The following is a 16,810-nucleotide window of genomic DNA, read 5'->3' as shown; positions in this document are numbered from 1 at the left end:
GCTTCTCTGGCCGATTTAGCAGCCGCTCGTTCAAATTGGCCGGGCATTGTAACAACTTCGTAGCTGCTAAGAGACAGAAGCAGGAATGCCGTACCGCAACCGGTCAGGCGAAGGGCAAAGCCGCAGTGAAGAATACTTTTGCCGCGCCTGCTTAAAGGCAATGGCGTGTCGATCTAGCCTAGGCACGACTTGCGCCGTACGGAATAGCCCAACGTATGCAATCCGGCAACAAAAGTCCAAAACGCGGCAGGTAACGGCACGGGGGCGTAGCTAAAACCGCTGCCGCTCAGCAGCTGATAACGGCTATCGGCAATACCGAGATACACCAAACCGGTGTTCCCGAAATTAGCGGACGACTGGGTCAGAGTAGGTTTGAAATAGCTACTGGCACCCGCGCCGACTTCCAGAAAAGCATCCAGTGAAATCAAGTTATTGACTGGCACCGAAAATGTCGCCACGCCGGCACACGACGCCAGCCATGAACAACTGAAGCTGCGCGGTGTATAACCATTTTCCGTGAAAGAAATACTGTCACCCGTACTTAGTTGCACAGCACCGCTGGCGGCCGCGGTGCCGGACAGTGCTCCCGACACCAAATAAGTCAAAGTCAGATCGATATTTCGACCGCTGGGGCCCACCAACTTGAAGTTATCGGCAAATGACACCCTGCTGCTGGCACTGGCGACATTCGCGGCATAGGCTGTCGCACTGGCACTGGCACTGGCTTTCATTACGCCGGGAGTGACAAAACCGGCAGCGGCTGAGCGGTACGTCTCAACGTAACTACCCGGCCCACCCGCATTGGGTACTTGATACAACGCATCTACCGCAGACGATGAAGGGCTATTGATGTTGTTTAACACCTTGGAATCCGCATCGTAGGACTGACTGCCATAAGCGGCGTTCGCGCTAGCGATCACGGTCAAGGATGTGGTGTACGCAGCTGCTGTTGGTACATAAGCCAACACTGCACAAAGCGCCAGCAAAGACGAGAAGCGATTCATAAAAGTCCTCTAATTGATTAAAGTTGTTAAAAATGGCGGATGTCACAACTACCGGCCAAGCTCAAAACGAGTGCCGGAGCGCTTAAACGCTACTTGGGAAGTCAGAAAAGTTTCAGGTACCGGCCGCAGCAGCCCATTGCGGACGCATCGCTCCAATTAGCGCCAATAATACCGATCCGAATAGCCAAGCCGTGGCTGGCAACGGCACTTGAGAAATCCCTGAAACGTTTGCGTAAGCATGAGTGGTAACCCTAAAAAATATGCGCCCGGTGCTCGTGGTTGGCAAAGTGACCGATAAGGTACCTCCAGCGCTGTCCGGCAAACTGCCGACAAAATTGGCGTTAAGAAACAGATCTTTTCGGGCTAGCAGCGATTGGTTAGGGTCGCCGAAATCATTGACCACCAGCACTACGGACGCCGATGCCACATCACTCGGTTCGCTACCGGGTATCAAACTGATATTCATGCTGTAATCGACCGAGAAGGTCGTCACCCCGCTGCCGGAACCAGTAAAGCTACCGGTGCGGGACGACTCGGTAACGACAGCATCGCCAAACGCTGGATCGAGATCCTGGGAATAGCTATATAGGACGTTGGGATCAACATCAGCTCGCGAGGTAAGCGAGCGAATACCGCTACCCGTTTGCAGGCTGGTTAGCGGCGTCACCCAATCGGACGAATAGGTACCGGTGCCATACGGCGTGTCCAGGCGCGTGCCCACGCCAGAAGATTTGTCGTACCAAGCGATGCCGGCATTCACATTGGTTCCAGACGTCACTCGGAAACTCCCCCAGTCAACGCTAACCTCGGCAGTTGCGTTTGCACTCGCGACGGCATTTGTATTGAAGACCAGCAGATCGAGGATGGACAGGGTTAGTAATGCAGTTTTGACTTTCATAATATTTCCTTTGAAAAGGCGAAGCTTGGCTTCACCGGTCAGTTCGAATTTCTAAACGAACTGAAATCGGTAGCATAAATAAGGGGCTACTCACTTGGACCGATGGCCAGATAACTGCAAACTACATCGACATCGGTTTCCAAACCGGTTTCGGTATTGGCTGCCGAAATGGCTATCAGGTCTCGGCCACCAGCCGCACCACCCGGAACGTACTCGATAGACCAAGGAACAAACGTAGTACCGGCGTTTGGCATACCTTCGGCGGAATAGATACTAACGGTTACATCAGGTCTGGCCGAAAAAGGTGGCACACTGGCCCAAAGCAATCGGGTATGCGCGCCGCCCTCGCCTGGTGTCATGTTTTCCGTACCGCTGACGATTTGGGTGTTATTGATATTCAGAACTTGCTGGGTCATAGCTAATACTCCATCTTTTTGGTATTTAATTAAGTAACCATATAGATACCATTTAGATTTTTTTGCGTCAATCGTAAATTATTGGTTTTATTTCGGTACTATTTCACAGACTTTTTTCCTAAAACGGAGATTTCGTGTCCATCCTAGTATTAGCCAGCTATGTCCATGCTCATTGCCTGAACGTTGAGCGCTTGCCTTGTTCGGGCGAATCCTTGCAAGCAACCGGCATGATCGAGGAACACGGCGGCAAAGGCTTGAATGTTGGCATAGCCGCGCATAAGCTTGGCGCTGAGGTGGCAATGCTATTGCCGCTGGGAATGGACTCGGCGGCGGATGAAGTAATTGAGCTCATCAAGAACGCGGGCATGAACAGCCGCTGGCTGCTGAAAACAGGCCCGCAATCCGGTTTTGGCGTGGGCTTTATCAGCCCGACCGGCGAGAATTTTTTGGCAGTCTATCCGGGCGCCAACGCCCTGTTGAATAAGGAACATGTCGAACAGACCCTGGCCGCCCTTCCAGACCTAAATTTGATTTACGCCCAGTTTGAAATCCCGGAAACACCAATCCGCAAAGCGTTCGAGATTGCACGTCAGCGCGGCATCCGCACCATGTTAAATCCGTCACCCTGGCGGCAACCTGATCCCGGCTTATTAAAGCTGACCGATATTTTGGTGGTAAACGAAACCGAAGCCGCTGCATTATTCGGCCTAGGCAACAATGTGATTAGTCTGGCGCAGTGGCTGAGTAACTTATGCAAGTGGGCGGAAAAAATTGCCTGGTCCGGGGAATTGCTGGTGGTCACACTGGGTGAGGCGGGATGCGTGGCGTTAACGAAAGGCATGGTTCTTCACCAACCGGCTTGGCCAGTAGCCGCACTGGACGCCACCGGCGCCGGCGACGCGTTTAGCGCCGGCCTGGCGACTGCCTTGCTGAATAATCTGAGTTTAACCGAGGCTTTGAGCCTAGCCAGTGCCAGCGGTGCCTGGGTCGCCAAGCATCATGGCGTATTGAGGTGCTTGCCGACGCCAGCCGAGATCGACCACTTTATAAAAACCAATCCAATACCAAAATCAGTCTAGTTCGGCCGGATTTTCAGGTTAACCCGGTAGGTATAGGCGTCTCCGCGAAACGTGCCTTCGACATACTCCACGATCTGCCCGTTGTCGGCGTAGGTCTTGCGCTTCAACAACAAGCAAGGACCCGGCTGGTCAAAACCGAATACGCCGGCTTCCACATCATCACTGAGCACCGCTTCGATGGATTGTTCGGCGTGCACCAAGCCTAAGCCGCATTGGGCCTCAAGGTATTGATAGGCGGAGCCTTCGCCGTTCCAATCAGCCAAAGCCGGCGCTACCGTTAGATCGTACCAAGCCAGTTCCCGCGACAGCGGCATGCCATCGCCCAAGCGCACCCTTACCAAACGTAGAAATCGCGTAGACGCCGGACGATTAAAAATAGACGCGATAGTTCTATCGACGACAATCTTGTGCTCGAGAATTTGCGTAGACGGGATAACTCCCAACTCGCGCATTTCCTCGGTAAAACCTTTCAGTTTACCCATCTCCGGATTAATCCGCGAAGGTGGCGCCTTAACCGTGACGCCGGCGCGACCATGAGTAGCAATACAATCCTGAGCCCGCAATTCTTCATAACAACGCCGCACCGTGGTGCGACTAAGATCCAGCGCTTCCGCCAAAGCTCGCTCGGATGGCAGACTAAAACCATCTCCGAGCTCGCCGGACTGAATCATATCGGTAATACGTCTTTGCAGTTGCTTGTAGACAGGCTCGGAAATCGCGGTATTCGGGCGAATCTTCTCAATGAAAGCACTGCTATCATTGGCGGCGGAAGTATCGGCTTTTATTTCGATATGGCTGGAAGCACTGGAAGACATTGTGGTTGACCCGGCATATTCATTTACGCAGCAGATTGTGAATCTTAAAGCCCAAGATAGCCGCTGCCAGCAAAAAGGTAATAGCGTTGGCTACTATGATAGCTATATTCACCAAATAGATACCATAAATCAACCACAGCAACACCCCCAACGTAAACATGCTGTACATGCCTAGTGACAAGGATTCGGTGTCGCGGGTTTTGAAGGTCTTAATTGCTTGAGGCAGAAAAGAAGCGGTCGTCAAGGTCGCCGCCAGATAACCGATTAGCTCGGGAATTAGGTTCATGTCGGAAGAATCAAACCAAGAAATGTTGCCAGCCAAAGTAGCTTAAGGCGACCAGCAATAATTGCGCGAAAGCCAACAGCCAGAAATAACCCACAAACATCATGATTTTAACCGGCGTTTCCTGGCTTTGTTTAGAGCTGACTAACCAGCCGCCGATGCCGGAAACGGCAGCGACGACCAGCAAGCCTATTATGATAATACTCATTGCAATCAGCGCGGCGGGGGTGCCAATACCTCGCGGGAGCCGTTGGTTTCCGGCATGCTGACCACGCCAGCGTTTTCCATGTCTTCGATAATCCGCGCCGCGCGGTTGTAACCGATTTTGAAACGGCGCTGCACGCTGGAGATAGACGCTTTGCGCGATTCGGTAACGAACGCCACCGCTTCGTCGTAAAGCGTATCGGATTCGCTATCTTCGCTGTCCAAACCGGCCACTTCGCCGCTATCGGTGCGCTCTTGAGTGATTTCGTCCAAATAATTGGTCGGACCGGTTTTCTTCAAGAACTCAACTACGCGATGCACCTCGTGGTCGTCCACAAACGCACCGTGGGCGCGCAACGGAATACTGGTGCCGGATGGCAGGAACAGCATATCGCCATTACCCAGTAGGGCTTCCGCACCGCCTTGGTCGATAATGGTCCGGGAGTCGATCCGTGACGATACCTGGAAGGAAATCCGGGTGGGCACGTTGGCTTTAATCAAACCGGTTAAGACATCCACTGATGGACGCTGGGTTGCCAACACCAAATGAATACCAGCGGCTCGGGCTTTTTGCGCCAGACGGGCAATCAGTTCTTCAACCTTTTTACCAACCACCATCATCATATCAGCCAACTCGTCGATAACGATGACGATGCTGGGCAGCGTATCCAACAGCGGATAATCTTCCAAGGCTACCGGCGTTTCCGGCCGGAATAAAGGATCGCGAATAGGTTGACCCGCGGCTTCCGCTTCTCTGACGGCCTGGTTATAACCGGCCAGATTCCGTACGCCCACTTTAGACATCAATTTATAGCGGCGCTCCATCTCCGCCACCGCCCAACGCAGGGCGTTTTGCGCATCCTTCATGTCGGTAACGACAGGCGTCAGCAAATGCGGAATGCCTTCGTACACTGACAATTCCAGCATCTTCGGGTCTATCATGATCATTCGCACATCTTCGGGCTTGGCTTTGTATAGCAAACTCAGAATCATGGTGTTGATCGCTACAGACTTACCGGAACCCGTGGTACCGGCCACCAGCGCATGCGGCATTTTGCCCAAATCGGCGACGACCGGCGTACCGGAAATATCCTTGCCCATCGCGATGCTGAGCTTGGATTTGGCGCGTTCGAATTCGTCCGATACCAGCAAATCGCGCAGCGAAACCATTTCCCGTTCTTGGTTCGGAATCTCCAGGCCGATGACCGATTTACCTTCGATAATCTCGACGATACGCACGCTGGTCACAGACAAACCGCGTGCCAAATCTTTGGCCAGGCTGCTGATGCGGCTGACTTTCACGCCGGCCGCCAAGCGTAATTCGAACCGGGTAATCACCGGCCCAGGCAATACCGCTTCCACTTCGGCGGCAATACCGTAATCCTGCAATACATCTTCGACTTGGCGGGAAATTTCTTCCAGCTCGGTTTTGGAATAGCGCTTCACCTTGATTTCACGCTTGTCCAGCAAAGACAAGGTTGGCAAGGCGTTGACATAGGCGCCGGGCTCCATATCGTCCACGGGTTTGCTGTCTTTTCTACGCAAGGGTCTAACCGCAGCAGCGGCAGAAGGTTGCGCGGTTTCCAGCACTTGAATCTGCGATTTTTTCGCGCGTTCTTCGGTTTTAGCTTCAGGTTGCTGATTACGCGATTTTTTGGCTTCTTTTGCTGGCTCAGGTCGCGCCGGTCTATCTGCGCGGTAACGCTCGGGCACCTCAACTGCCTGTCTGCCCACGACCGAACAGGCCGTCATCGCGCATTTGCCGATAAAGGCCATCATCGTCAGCCAGGACAAGCCGGTAAACAAGGTCACGCCGGTCATAAAAATGGCCAGTAACAACAAGGTAGAACCGGAGTTGCCTAACAGATGCACCAAGGCGTCGCCAATTTCCCGCCCCAGAATACCCCCCGGGCTTTCCGGCAAATCCATCTTGGTACGCAGAAAATGCAGGTGCAAAAACAGAATCGCCGAGCCGGACACTGTAGTGGCCAGAAAACCTGCCGAGCGCGACGCCAGCGCCCATTGCCCACCGGTCTGGCGGGAACCTTGAAACAGGATGTAGCCATACCAGAAAATCATGACCGGAATCAGGTAGGCCATCAACCCCAGAAAACTCAGTACAAAATCCGCCAGCCAGGCACCAAACAAACCGCAGGCGTTACTGATGGATTGATACGATGTGCTATGACTCCAACCCGGATCGTTGGAATTAAAAGTGACCAGGGCAATTAAAAAAAACAACGCACAACTCGAAAATCCCAGTAATGCGATTTCGCGATAGCCTCGCGAGGCTCTTTCTTCCACAACAGCAACCATAGTTGTCGGCTCACAATAAAAGCGTCACAAAACATGATTATAGATGATGTAAATCGATTTCACATTAGCTTTACCGGCCACGCCATTAAAAACCAGTTGGTAAATCGGTTTTATCGCGGGGGGAATGCCCTTATAATTTTGCTACCCTAACCCGCATGGAGACTCGACATAATGGCTGCCGCAAAACATTGCAAACTCTTAATCCTAGGTTCCGGCCCGGCCGGTTACACCGCAGCCGTTTACGCCGCGCGCGCTAACTTGAATCCGGTGATGATCACCGGCATGCAACAAGGCGGCCAATTGACCACCACCACTGAAGTGGACAACTGGCCCGGCGACGTGGAAGGCTTGCAAGGCCCGGATTTGATGGAACGGATGCGCTTACACGCCGAGCGCTTCAATACCGAAATCATTTTCGACCATATCCATACCGCCGATCTCTCGCAAAAACCGTTTACCTTGACCGGCGATGCCGGCGTCTATACCTGCGATGCGTTGATCATTGCCACCGGCGCTTCCGCAAAATATCTGGGTCTGCCATCCGAAGAAGCGTTCAAGGGTAAAGGCGTTTCTGCCTGCGCCACTTGCGACGGTTTCTTTTACCGCAACAAACCGGTCGCGGTGATTGGCGGCGGCAATACTGCTGTGGAAGAAGCCCTGTATTTGTCCAACATCGCTTCCGAGGTGATCGTAGTGCACCGGCGCGATAAATTCCGCTCCGAAAAAATCTTGTCGGACAAGCTGATCGAAAAATCAAAATCCGGCAACGTGCGTATCGAATGGAATCACGAGCTGGACGAAGTACTGGGTGACGACATGGGCGTTACCGGTCTGCGTATCAAGAGCACGCAGGACGGTAGCACCAAAGATTTGGACGTGCACGGCGTGTTTATCGCCATCGGCCACACTCCCAATACCGACATTTTTGCCGGCCAGATGGAGATGGACCACGGCTACATTGTCGTTAAAAGCGGTATCCACGGCAATGCCACGGCCACCAGTGTACCCGGCGTATTCGCGGCTGGCGACGTGATGGATTCACATTACAAACAAGCCATCACCTCGGCTGGCGCCGGCTGTATGGCCGCTTTGGACGTGGAAAAATATTTGGACGAATTGACCGGCTAGCTCTATGCGCTATTGGGGCGGTTAAAACCGCCCCAATACGCTTTCAATATATCCAAGGCAACAACCGCCAGGTCGATAAGCAAAAATCGGCATAAACCGCACCGAACTCAGCCAGCAACATCCGCTCTTCTATCTCAATGCGCCGGGTAAACGCCCAAACCGTCGGCCCTAGCAACATCGCCAACGCCAGAACATCACCCATCGCCACTCCGGCGGCAAACAAGGCTATCAACAAGCCGGTGTAGGCCGGATGCCGTAGCCAACGGTAAGGCCCTTCTTTGATTAATCTGTGTTCTTGCTGTATCAGCACGTTAGTTGTGAAAAATCGGCCCAATTTCATCACCGCCACGTAACGCAAATAAAGCCCCGAAGCAAACAACAGCATGGCCAACATTTGCCTAGGCAGATAATCAATCCTTATAGGCGCCAACGCCAGATTTTTAAACCACAATGCCAGCGCCAGACTTGCCAAAATACTGATCCACAAAATGCGCTGCGAACGCCGCTCCGTATTCACGACCGGCCCGGCTTGCAGCACAGTACGGCGGGCCAAAGCAATTTCCGCCGCTATCCAAACCAGGCAAAGCACTAGCCACAAAATCCGTACCGATGTCATTAATCGCCCTCCGGCGCAGTGTGCGTGAAATGACGGGTATGCCAGGATCCCCGCGCCTCGTGTAACATACCGCAATTTGCCGGCTGTTATGAAAAAGATCATCGAACTGAAACAGGTTTATAAGGACTATCCGCAAGCTGGCACGCTGCAAACTGTCTTGCACGACATCAATCTGGATATTTACCCCGGCGAATTTGTTGCTATCGTCGGCCCGTCCGGCAACGGCAAATCCACCCTTTTAAACTTACTCACCGGCATCGACCACCCCAGCCAAGGCCAAGTCAGCGTCAACGGCACCGAGCTGCAAACACTCAGTAACGAAAAACTCAGCATCTGGCGCGGCGCCAATGTCGGCATCGTGTTTCAGTTCTTCCAGTTATTGCCTACCTTAAATCTGCTGCAAAACATCGTACTGCCCATGGATTTTCTCGGCCGATTAAGCAAAAGCCAGCGCCGTGAGCGGGCCATGTATTTACTGGAACTGGTCGGATTGGCCGATGCTGCGGAGCGCTTGCCCAGCCAGGTTTCCGGCGGCCAACAACAACGGGCGGCGATTGCCCGCGCGCTGGCCAACGATCCCCCGCTGATCGTCGCCGACGAACCCACCGGCAATCTGGATGCGGCCACCGCCGATTCGGTGTTCGATTTGTTTGCGCATCTGCGCGACCAAGGCAAAACCTTGGTAATGGTCACCCATAACGAAACCCTGGCCGACGCCGCCAGCCGCAAACTGGAAATTCGTTCCGGACGAATCCACGCCGACAGCCAACCGGTAGGCAGCAGGTGAATACGCTGTGGCATAAAGTCTGGGCCGACTTATGGCTGACCAAAAGCCGCACTACCTTGGCGATTATCAGCATCGCCGTCGGCGTCTGTTGTGTCGGGACTTTATTCGGCATGATCGATTTACTGCTGAACAAAATGGATGCCGCGCATCGGCAATCGCAACCCTCGCATATCAATCTGATCTTGCGCAATGATGCCGATATTAGTTTGTTGGCGCAAATCAAAGCCATACCCGGCGTAGCCGGCGTCGATACCATGACGCCGCTGAGCGTACACTTCCGCAGACCGGGCGAGACCGACTGGCATCTGGGCACGCTGATTATTCGCCCCGATTATGAACACCAGCATTTCGATAAAACCGCGCTGCAATCCGGCGATTGGCCGAGTGCTGACCGGATTGTGATAGAAAACCTGTCCGCCCTGTCCAGCGGCATGCAAAGCGGCGACATAGAATTCGAAACCGCCCAAGGCCCGCAGACCTTGCCGATTGGCGGTATCGTCCGCCATCCCTTCGTTAAACCGCCCAAATTCGGCGGCCAAATACATTTTTTTGCCGGCACCGCGCAAGCTACCCAATTCGGGATTCCGGCACACAGTTTCCGGCAGTTGCTGGTGCAAATCGCCGAACCTTACAGCAGCGAATCCGCCCGCAACGTTGCCGGGCAAATTCGCAGCCTGCTGAGCGCGCAGCATATCGGCGTCAATGTCACCTTATTGCAAGACCCGGAACAACATTGGGGCCGGCCGTTTCTAGCCGGGATCAACGGTGTACTGCAAATCATGGCCTTGGTCTCGTTAGCCCTGGCTAGCGTATTAATTTTAAACACAGTATCGGCCCATATTACCCAGCAAACCGATCAGATCGGCGTGATGAAAGCGCTGGGCGCCAAGACCATCACGATTGCCAAACTGTATCTGCTGGAAATCCTATTTTTATCGTTGATGGCGATAGTTTTCGCCGTACCACCCGCCCTGGCTGCCGCTTATTTCAGTGCCTGCCGACTGCTGGCTTTATTCAATATCGACTGCGGCGCATTCGCCATTTCAGTGCCCGCCGTTAATTACATGCTACTCGGCGGCCTGCTGGCGCCCTTGCTGGCGGGTTTACCGCCGATTCTGCGCGGTGCGGGAATGACGGTACGTGCAGCAATCGCCAGTTACGGCGTGGGCGCCGATTTTGGCTACAACCGTTTCGATCTACTAATAGAAAAGTTCGGCGCGCGCTTTCTACCGACTTTATCCGCCGCAGCTTTAGGGAATTTGTTCCGCCGTAAAGCCAGGCTGGTCTTGACGCAAAGCGTATTGGTCTGCGCCGGCGTGATGTTTTTGGTGTTGACCAGCTTGATCGCCTCGCTGAATTTAACACTGGACCGGGAAATGGCCCGCAGCCGTTATACCGTGCGGCTGGGTTTTACCCAAGACCAATCCGAACAAACAATTCGCGATATTGCCGCAGCAGTAGCCGGCACGGAACAAATTGAATTCTGGCAACGATCCAGCATACAAATTGCCAAGGACGGCCTAGCGTTGCCGCAAAAAGGCAGCCTGGGTCTGCAGATGCTGGCATTGCCGGCCAACTCGACGATGTACCAACCGCTGATTGAATCCGGACGCTGGTTCCAAGCCAGCGACGCCGGCCAGCGCGTACTGGTGCTGAGTGCGGATACGGCCGCATTGAACGCTGTCCGAGCCGGCGACATGCTGGACGTCGCGCTAGGCGCCGATCACCAGAAATGGCAAGTGATAGGCATCTATCGTTGGTTGGCCGGCAATAGTTATGCAGTGGAACCGGTCTATGCGCCGTTGGAAACCCTACGGCAGATTACTCAAAACCGGAAAATGGCGTCGTTTGCACTGCTCGATGCGCCGGTCGCCGACCTACATCAGGAGGCCGACTACCTACGCAACTTGCAACAACAGTTTCAGGACCATGATGTACAACTGGATGTTTACACCACGCTTGCCAAACTGGAACAACGCCAGTTTACCCGCAACCAGTTCAAATCAGTGCTCAACACCCTGCTGGGCCTGGCCTGCATGATTGCAGCGGTCGGCGGTATCGGTTTATCAGGCACATTAGCCATTAGCGTATTGCAGCGCATTCGCGAAATTGGCGTGTTGCGCGCCATCGGCGCCCCGTCCAAAAAAATATTCCGCATGTTTTTACTGGAAGGCCTGCTGCATGGCGGCATGGCTTGGTTACTGAGTATTCCGCTCGCCTATCTGGCCGCCGAACCGCTAGCGAAACAACTCGGACGAACTATGCTTGGCATACAACTGGATTTCCGCTTCGACTGGTGGGCTGTTCTGTACTGGTTGATGATCATGTTAATCGTGGCCTGGATAGCCGCCTTCTGGCCGGCGCGCAAGGCAACCCGCCTGAACATTAGAGAATGTTTGGGACATTGAACAGCTGAGTATTGGGTTTTACCTAAATGAGCCGTGGCCATTTATTAATGATTACAAACGCTTTGCTTAACCGGATTAAATTTCTGTTACTGGGCTGTTGCGTGCTGGTCAGCTTTTCAGCGCTGGCCGACGCACCAGTGCGGATCGGTGTATTAGCCTATCGGCCCAAGCCGCAAACCCTGGAACAATGGCAAGCACTGAGTAAAGTCTTGCACCAGGCTATACCGGAGCGCGAATTCATCGTCGAAGCTTTGAACTACGACGAACTGGAGGCCGGTGTGGACAGTAGCCAATTGGACTTTGTGCTGACCAATCCCGGCCACTATGTCCATATCAGCTATCAACACGGCTTTTCAGCACCGCTGGCCACATTGCTCAGACACGAGGACGGCGGCTCTCAGGATAAGTTCGGCGGCGTCATCTTTGCGAAAGCCGAGCGTTTGGATCTCAACGCACTCGGCGACCTGCGCGGCAAAAAAATCGCCGCTACCAGTCAAGACTCCCTGGGCGGCTTTCAAATGCAAGCCTACGAAGCCGCCCAAGCTGGCATAGACATAGTCAAGGCATCCCAATTGGTCATCACAGGTATGCCGCACGATGCGGTAACGGAAGCGGTATTGTCCCGGCACGCCGATATAGGCTTTGTCCGCACCGGAGTTCTGGAGGATTTGGCCAAAAATGGCAAGCTCGATCTGCGGCAAATCAAAATCCTCAACGTCCAACCCTCTACTGAATTCAAGCTGCTATCGACTGCGCTTTATCCCGAGTGGCCGTTTTTAGCTATGCCCAACGTAGACCGCGCGCTGGCCAAAAAAGTCGCCGGCTGTTTGCTGCTGATGAGCCCCGACCTTATTCCGGGGATTGAAGGCTTTACCATCCCGGCCGATTACAATTCGGTGGAACAACTACTGCGGAACGTGCGTGCCAAGCCCTTCGACGCCGTTCCGTCATTCACGTTGACGGATATTTGGCAACGCTACCCGACACCGATACTGGCACTCAGCGCCGGTGTCATGCTGGTAGTGTTACTCAGCTTGAGTTTGTTCTGGGTAAACCGTTATCTCGCTGCGGAACGGCGCCGAGTCCGCGAACAGAATATTCGACTGGCGGATAGCGAATATCGCTGGAAATTTGCTCTGGAAGGCGCCGACGAAGGGGTATGGGATTGGGACATTGTCAGCGGCGAGGTGTTTTTCTCGCCGCGCTGGAAATCAATGGTGGGTTATCAACCCGAAGAATTCGCCAATAACTTCGATGCCTGGCGCGACAGCCTGCATCCGGACGATACCGACCGGGTACTGCAAACCCTGTCCGACTACTTCGACGGCAAGAATAAATTGTATTGGGTGGAGTTTCGCATGCGCTGCAAGGATGGACGCTATAAGTGGATACTCGCCAAGGGCATGGTGGTGGCGCACACGCCCGAAGGCAAACCGCAACGGATGTTGGGTACGCATGTCGATATCGACAAGCAAAAACAGATAGAACAAGAATTAAGGCAAAGCCACGACGCCTTGTTGCGTTCCAATGTCGATCTGGAACAGTTCGCTTACAGTGTCTCCCACGATATGCGCCAGCCTTTGCGCATGGTCTCCGGCCATTTGCAATTTTTGGAACGCAATCTCAGGGAATCACTGGATGAAGACGCGCGGCAAAATCTGAATTTTGCGCTGGAGGGTGCCAAACGGATGGATGCGATGATCGTCTCGCTGCTCGAGTATTCGCGCGTCGGCCGCAAGACTCAACAAAAATCCTGGATTGCCAGCGACGCGGTCCGCGACGAAGTGTTGCAATTCGTCGAACCCTTGGCAACACAATGCCAAGCCAACATCCGTTGCCAAGGCGACTGGCCTATCCTGTATGCCAGCCGCGACGAGCTCAGCCGCCTGCTGCAAAACCTGTTGGTTAACGCCCTGCACTACCGGCAAGAATACCAAGCTCCCATTATCGATGTTAACTCCGAGGTCATTGACGGCTGTTGGCGGCTCAGCGTGCGCGACAACGGCATCGGTATAGACCCCGGACAATTTGATAGGCTGTTTCAGTTCTTTAGCCGCCTGCAAGCCCGCACGCGCTTCGAAGGCACCGGTATGGGCCTGGCTTTGTGCCGGCGCATAATAGAACATCACAACGGCAAAATATGGGTGGATTCCGCCGGCGAAGGCCTGGGCTCCTGTTTTACGTTTGAAATTCCCTTGGGCTATACCCCCACAACCGACAGCCAGCCGACATGAATAAGCACCCTGAAACTTCGGTCGGCGCCCAGCCACGCTCAAGCCTGAGCAAACCGCGGTATTACAGCCACTGGCTGACGGTGGCAGTCCTGCTGATTACATTGCTCACCAGCTATCAGGCTTGGCGGATTGCGGTTGAAGACTTGGCACACGAACGCCAGCTCTATTTCGATTTCCGCGTCCGGCAATTGGTGCAAAGTATTGAGCAACGATTACAAACTTACGAGCAAATGTTATATGGCGCCCGGGGTTTGTTTGCCGCATCAGGACTGGTAGAACGCAGCGAATATAGGGAATATGTCTCCGCACTGAACCTTGACCAACGCTTTCCCGGCATCCAGGGCGTGGGCTTTTCGCTGTGGATACCGAAAACCGAGAAAGACCGGCATGTTGCCGAGATGCGCAAACAAGGCTTTGCCGATTACGACATCCATCCCGCCGGCGAGCGGGATTTTTATACATCGATAATTTATCTGGAACCTTTTTTAGGTCGCAATCTACGCGCCTTCAGTTTCGACATGTTCTCTGAGCCAACTCGAAACCGCGCGATGAGCTATGCCCGCGACAACAATAGCCTGGGCATCAGCGGCAAAGTAATCTTATTGCAGGAAACCGAACAAGACGTGCAAGCCGGCTTTTTAATGTACCTGCCAGTGTATAAAAAGGACGTGCCGCACGATACGCTGGAGCAACGCCGCGCCGATCTGCTGGGTTGGGTTTACGCACCATTCCGCACCAAGGACTTAATGGCCGGAATTGGCGGCGAACTAGAAAGCGATTTGGGATTGGAAATATTCGACGGAGAAACATTAAACGAAGAAAGCCGCATGTACGGCTCCGCACCGCCGGCAAACATTCAACCACTATTGACTTCCAAACAACAGATTGTGTTGGCTTGCCACCCGTGGACCTTATTGATTCATGCCGAACCGAATTTCCAAGCGCGTGTCGATCAAGACAAGCCATTCATTATCGCCGGCAACAGCGTAAGCCTGAGCCTGCTATTAAGTCTGTTGACTTGGCAATTGGTGAATAGCCGCAGCCGAGCAATGGTCCTGGCAGAAAACATGACCGCCGAATTGCGCGAGAGCGAAAGCCGGTTCCGGGCCATGGCGGACTCGGCGCCAGTGATGATTTGGCTCTCGGACTCAGCCAAGCGCTGTTACTGGTTCAACAAAGTCTGGTTAGACTTTACCGGGCGCAGTATTGAACAAGAACTAGATAATGGCTGGACAGAAACAGTGCATCCGGATGATCTGGAGTATTGTCTAAACTACTACACCGGACACTTTGAAAAACGCCTGCCTTTCAGCATGGAATATCGTATGAGACGCCACGATGGTGAATATCGCTGGTTGTTCGACACCGGTATTCCCCGTTACGACGACCACGGCGAATTCGTCGGTTATATCGGCTCTTGCATCGATATTACCGAGCGTAGACGAATCAGCATGGCTCTGGAATCCAGCAACGCCGACCTGAGCCGTTTCGCAGAAATTTCCGCCCATCATTTGATGGAGCCGACTCGCCGCTTCAGCAGTTTTACTCAACGCTTACGCAACTCATTGAAGGCGTATCCGGAGGCCTTGGGCGACGAAGACATTAATAGTAGCCTGGATTATCTGGAACACGACGCACAGCGTTTAATCGGTCTGGTACGTGACATTCAACTGTATGTGACGGCCGATCAAGCCCGCGACAAAATGACTCATGTGGACGCCAAAACCGCTGCCCAAGCGGCTATCCACGCTTTAGCGGACGCGATAGCGATTGCAGGCGCAAGTGTCAGCGTCGGCGAACTACCGCATGCCTATATCGATCTCCCCCGCATGGCCGAGCTATTTAGATTGCTTTTGGACAATGCACTCAAACACGGCCGGCCAGCCAATTCTGAACAACCCTTACGGATCGAAATTGGCGGCGTATCCGATCTGGACGTAAATCGTTATTATGTGCGCGATAACGGCGATGGGATAGATGCGGAATACCGGCAACGGGTCTTCGAAATTTTTGAGCGCCTGCATTATCGCGACAACGAGGCCGGCACCGGCATTGGTCTGTCGATAGCCCGCCGCATCGTCAGCAGTTGTCGCGGCAAAATTTGGATTGAAAGTACAGCGCAGAACGGTACGGCAGTGGTGTTCGAGCTACCCAATATAGAAGGAAATAAGCATGACGGATAAATCAACGCCGCTGTTCGATGTGTTGCTGGTGGAAGACGAACCCGCCGACGCCCATCTGGTGAAAATGAGTTTCAAGGAAAACCGGGTGCGTTGCAATCTGCATCATGTCTGGGACGGTGTCGAAGCGCTGGCGTTTTTACGGCGGCAAGGCGCCGACTATGCCGACGTGCCGCGCCCGGATTTGATCTTACTGGATCTGAATATGCCGCGCATGAACGGCCGCGAGTTTCTGGCTAAAATCAAGTCGGAACCGGACTTTTCCAGCATTCCGGCTATTGTCCTGACCACTTCCGATATTGAGCGCGACGTGGTCGCAACCTATCAACTAGGCGCCAATAGCTACATTACCAAACCGGTGGATGTCGAACAATTTATCGCGGCGGTTCGGCAAATCGAAGGCTATTGGTTCAATGTAGTGCGCTTACCAAGCAAGCAATAA

General features: G+C 53.6%; 15 protein-coding genes. 7 read left to right on the top strand and 8 right to left on the bottom strand.

The genetic code is table 11. The annotated features are described in order from the left end of the window. Window positions 1-173 precede the first annotated feature (173 nt). The 3 genes from ACWAU0_RS13960 to ACWAU0_RS13950 form a co-directional block, all read right to left on the bottom strand. Window positions 174-1,004: a hypothetical protein gene (locus tag ACWAU0_RS13960; protein ID WP_458137032.1), complete on the bottom strand. Its 831-nt coding sequence runs from the start codon at window positions 1,002-1,004 to the stop codon at window positions 174-176. Between the two features lie 112 nt (window positions 1,005-1,116). After that, the gene (locus ACWAU0_RS13955; protein WP_458137031.1) at window positions 1,117-1,902 is read right to left on the bottom strand and encodes a hypothetical protein; all 786 of its coding nucleotides are present in this window, start codon (window positions 1,900-1,902) and stop codon (window positions 1,117-1,119) included. Between the two features lie 86 nt (window positions 1,903-1,988). Beyond that, window positions 1,989-2,318 carry a hypothetical protein gene (locus ACWAU0_RS13950; RefSeq protein ID WP_033155420.1) on the bottom strand — a complete coding sequence of 110 codons (330 nt, stop codon included), beginning with the start codon at window positions 2,316-2,318 and terminating at the stop codon, window positions 1,989-1,991. A 134-nt stretch (window positions 2,319-2,452) separates the two neighbouring features. On the opposite strand from ACWAU0_RS13950, the gene ACWAU0_RS13945 reads away from it, so the two are divergent. Continuing rightward, the gene (locus ACWAU0_RS13945) at window positions 2,453-3,397 is read left to right on the top strand and encodes a ribokinase (protein ID WP_458137030.1); all 945 of its coding nucleotides are present in this window, start codon (window positions 2,453-2,455) and stop codon (window positions 3,395-3,397) included. Here ACWAU0_RS13945 and ACWAU0_RS13940 read toward each other — a convergent pair. From ACWAU0_RS13940 to ACWAU0_RS13925, 4 genes are read right to left on the bottom strand one after another with little or no spacing between them, the layout of a single operon-like run. Beyond that, window positions 3,394-4,212 carry a GntR family transcriptional regulator gene (locus ACWAU0_RS13940; protein WP_458137029.1) on the bottom strand — a complete coding sequence of 273 codons (819 nt, stop codon included), beginning with the start codon at window positions 4,210-4,212 and terminating at the stop codon, window positions 3,394-3,396. The two genes, ACWAU0_RS13945 and ACWAU0_RS13940, sit on opposite strands and share 4 nt — an antisense overlap. Before the next feature lie 19 nt (window positions 4,213-4,231). After that, a complete protein-coding gene (locus ACWAU0_RS13935; RefSeq protein ID WP_033155423.1) occupies window positions 4,232-4,498 on the bottom strand; it encodes an SWEET family sugar transporter in 267 nt (88 codons plus the stop codon). Window positions 4,499-4,508: 10 nt separating this feature from the next. Further along, a complete protein-coding gene (locus tag ACWAU0_RS13930) occupies window positions 4,509-4,703 on the bottom strand; it encodes a hypothetical protein (protein ID WP_458137028.1) in 195 nt (64 codons plus the stop codon). 5 nt (window positions 4,704-4,708) lie between these two features. Next, window positions 4,709-7,015 (bottom strand): DNA translocase FtsK, encoded by a 2,307-nt coding sequence (locus tag ACWAU0_RS13925; RefSeq protein ID WP_458137027.1) that lies wholly within the window; start codon window positions 7,013-7,015, stop codon window positions 4,709-4,711. A gap of 171 nt (window positions 7,016-7,186) precedes the next feature. Here ACWAU0_RS13925 and trxB point away from each other — a divergent pair, with 171 nt between their 5' ends. Continuing rightward, window positions 7,187-8,143, top strand: a complete 957-nt coding sequence (trxB, locus tag ACWAU0_RS13920) for a thioredoxin-disulfide reductase (RefSeq protein ID WP_458137026.1) — start codon at window positions 7,187-7,189, stop codon at window positions 8,141-8,143. 43 nt (window positions 8,144-8,186) lie between these two features. Here the strand turns inward: trxB and ACWAU0_RS13915 are convergent, their stop codons facing one another. Further along, window positions 8,187-8,759, bottom strand: a complete 573-nt coding sequence (locus tag ACWAU0_RS13915; RefSeq protein ID WP_240348015.1) for a methyltransferase family protein — start codon at window positions 8,757-8,759, stop codon at window positions 8,187-8,189. A gap of 88 nt (window positions 8,760-8,847) precedes the next feature. On the opposite strand from ACWAU0_RS13915, the gene ACWAU0_RS13910 reads away from it, so the two are divergent. From ACWAU0_RS13910 to ACWAU0_RS13890, 5 genes are read left to right on the top strand one after another with little or no spacing between them, the layout of a single operon-like run. Next, window positions 8,848-9,546 carry an ABC transporter ATP-binding protein gene (locus ACWAU0_RS13910; protein WP_205450798.1) on the top strand — a complete coding sequence of 233 codons (699 nt, stop codon included), beginning with the start codon at window positions 8,848-8,850 and terminating at the stop codon, window positions 9,544-9,546. Beyond that, window positions 9,543-11,954 carry an ABC transporter permease gene (locus tag ACWAU0_RS13905; RefSeq protein WP_458137025.1) on the top strand — a complete coding sequence of 804 codons (2,412 nt, stop codon included), beginning with the start codon at window positions 9,543-9,545 and terminating at the stop codon, window positions 11,952-11,954. The genes ACWAU0_RS13910 and ACWAU0_RS13905 overlap by 4 nt, the downstream gene beginning before the upstream one ends. Before the next feature lie 47 nt (window positions 11,955-12,001). Then, a complete protein-coding gene (locus ACWAU0_RS13900; RefSeq protein ID WP_458137024.1) occupies window positions 12,002-14,188 on the top strand; it encodes a PhnD/SsuA/transferrin family substrate-binding protein in 2,187 nt (728 codons plus the stop codon). Then, on the top strand, window positions 14,185-16,371 hold the full coding sequence (locus ACWAU0_RS13895; RefSeq protein ID WP_458137023.1) for a CHASE domain-containing sensor histidine kinase: 2,187 nt from the start codon (window positions 14,185-14,187) through the stop codon (window positions 16,369-16,371). Before ACWAU0_RS13900 ends, ACWAU0_RS13895 begins: the two co-directional genes overlap by 4 nt. After that, entirely contained in the window at window positions 16,361-16,810 is a 450-nt protein-coding gene (locus ACWAU0_RS13890; protein ID WP_033155432.1) for a response regulator, read from the top strand. The genes ACWAU0_RS13895 and ACWAU0_RS13890 overlap by 11 nt, the downstream gene beginning before the upstream one ends.

The organism is Methylomonas sp. Uni0009, assembly GCF_054188105.3.
Note: the sequence above shows the minus strand (reverse complement) of the source record. Positions and strands in the feature narration are given on the sequence as shown.

Coding starts and splice junctions, on each gene's coding strand:
- ACWAU0_RS13960 (WP_458137032.1), bottom strand. CDS start 1,004: ATGAATCGCTTCTCGTCTTTGCTGGCGCTTTGTGCAGTGTTGGCTTAT.
- ACWAU0_RS13955 (WP_458137031.1), bottom strand. CDS start 1,902: ATGAAAGTCAAAACTGCATTACTAACCCTGTCCATCCTCGATCTGCTG.
- ACWAU0_RS13950 (WP_033155420.1), bottom strand. CDS start 2,318: ATGACCCAGCAAGTTCTGAATATCAATAACACCCAAATCGTCAGCGGT.
- ACWAU0_RS13940 (WP_458137029.1), bottom strand. CDS start 4,212: ATGTCTTCCAGTGCTTCCAGCCATATCGAAATAAAAGCCGATACTTCC.
- ACWAU0_RS13935 (WP_033155423.1), bottom strand. CDS start 4,498: ATGAACCTAATTCCCGAGCTAATCGGTTATCTGGCGGCGACCTTGACG.
- ACWAU0_RS13930 (WP_458137028.1), bottom strand. CDS start 4,703: ATGAGTATTATCATAATAGGCTTGCTGGTCGTCGCTGCCGTTTCCGGC.
- ACWAU0_RS13925 (WP_458137027.1), bottom strand. CDS start 7,015: ATGGTTGCTGTTGTGGAAGAAAGAGCCTCGCGAGGCTATCGCGAAATC.
- trxB (WP_458137026.1), top strand. CDS start 7,187: ATGGCTGCCGCAAAACATTGCAAACTCTTAATCCTAGGTTCCGGCCCG.
- ACWAU0_RS13915 (WP_240348015.1), bottom strand. CDS start 8,759: ATGACATCGGTACGGATTTTGTGGCTAGTGCTTTGCCTGGTTTGGATA.
- ACWAU0_RS13910 (WP_205450798.1), top strand. CDS start 8,848: ATGAAAAAGATCATCGAACTGAAACAGGTTTATAAGGACTATCCGCAA.
- ACWAU0_RS13900 (WP_458137024.1), top strand. CDS start 12,002: ATGATTACAAACGCTTTGCTTAACCGGATTAAATTTCTGTTACTGGGC.
- ACWAU0_RS13895 (WP_458137023.1), top strand. CDS start 14,185: ATGAATAAGCACCCTGAAACTTCGGTCGGCGCCCAGCCACGCTCAAGC.
- ACWAU0_RS13890 (WP_033155432.1), top strand. CDS start 16,361: ATGACGGATAAATCAACGCCGCTGTTCGATGTGTTGCTGGTGGAAGAC.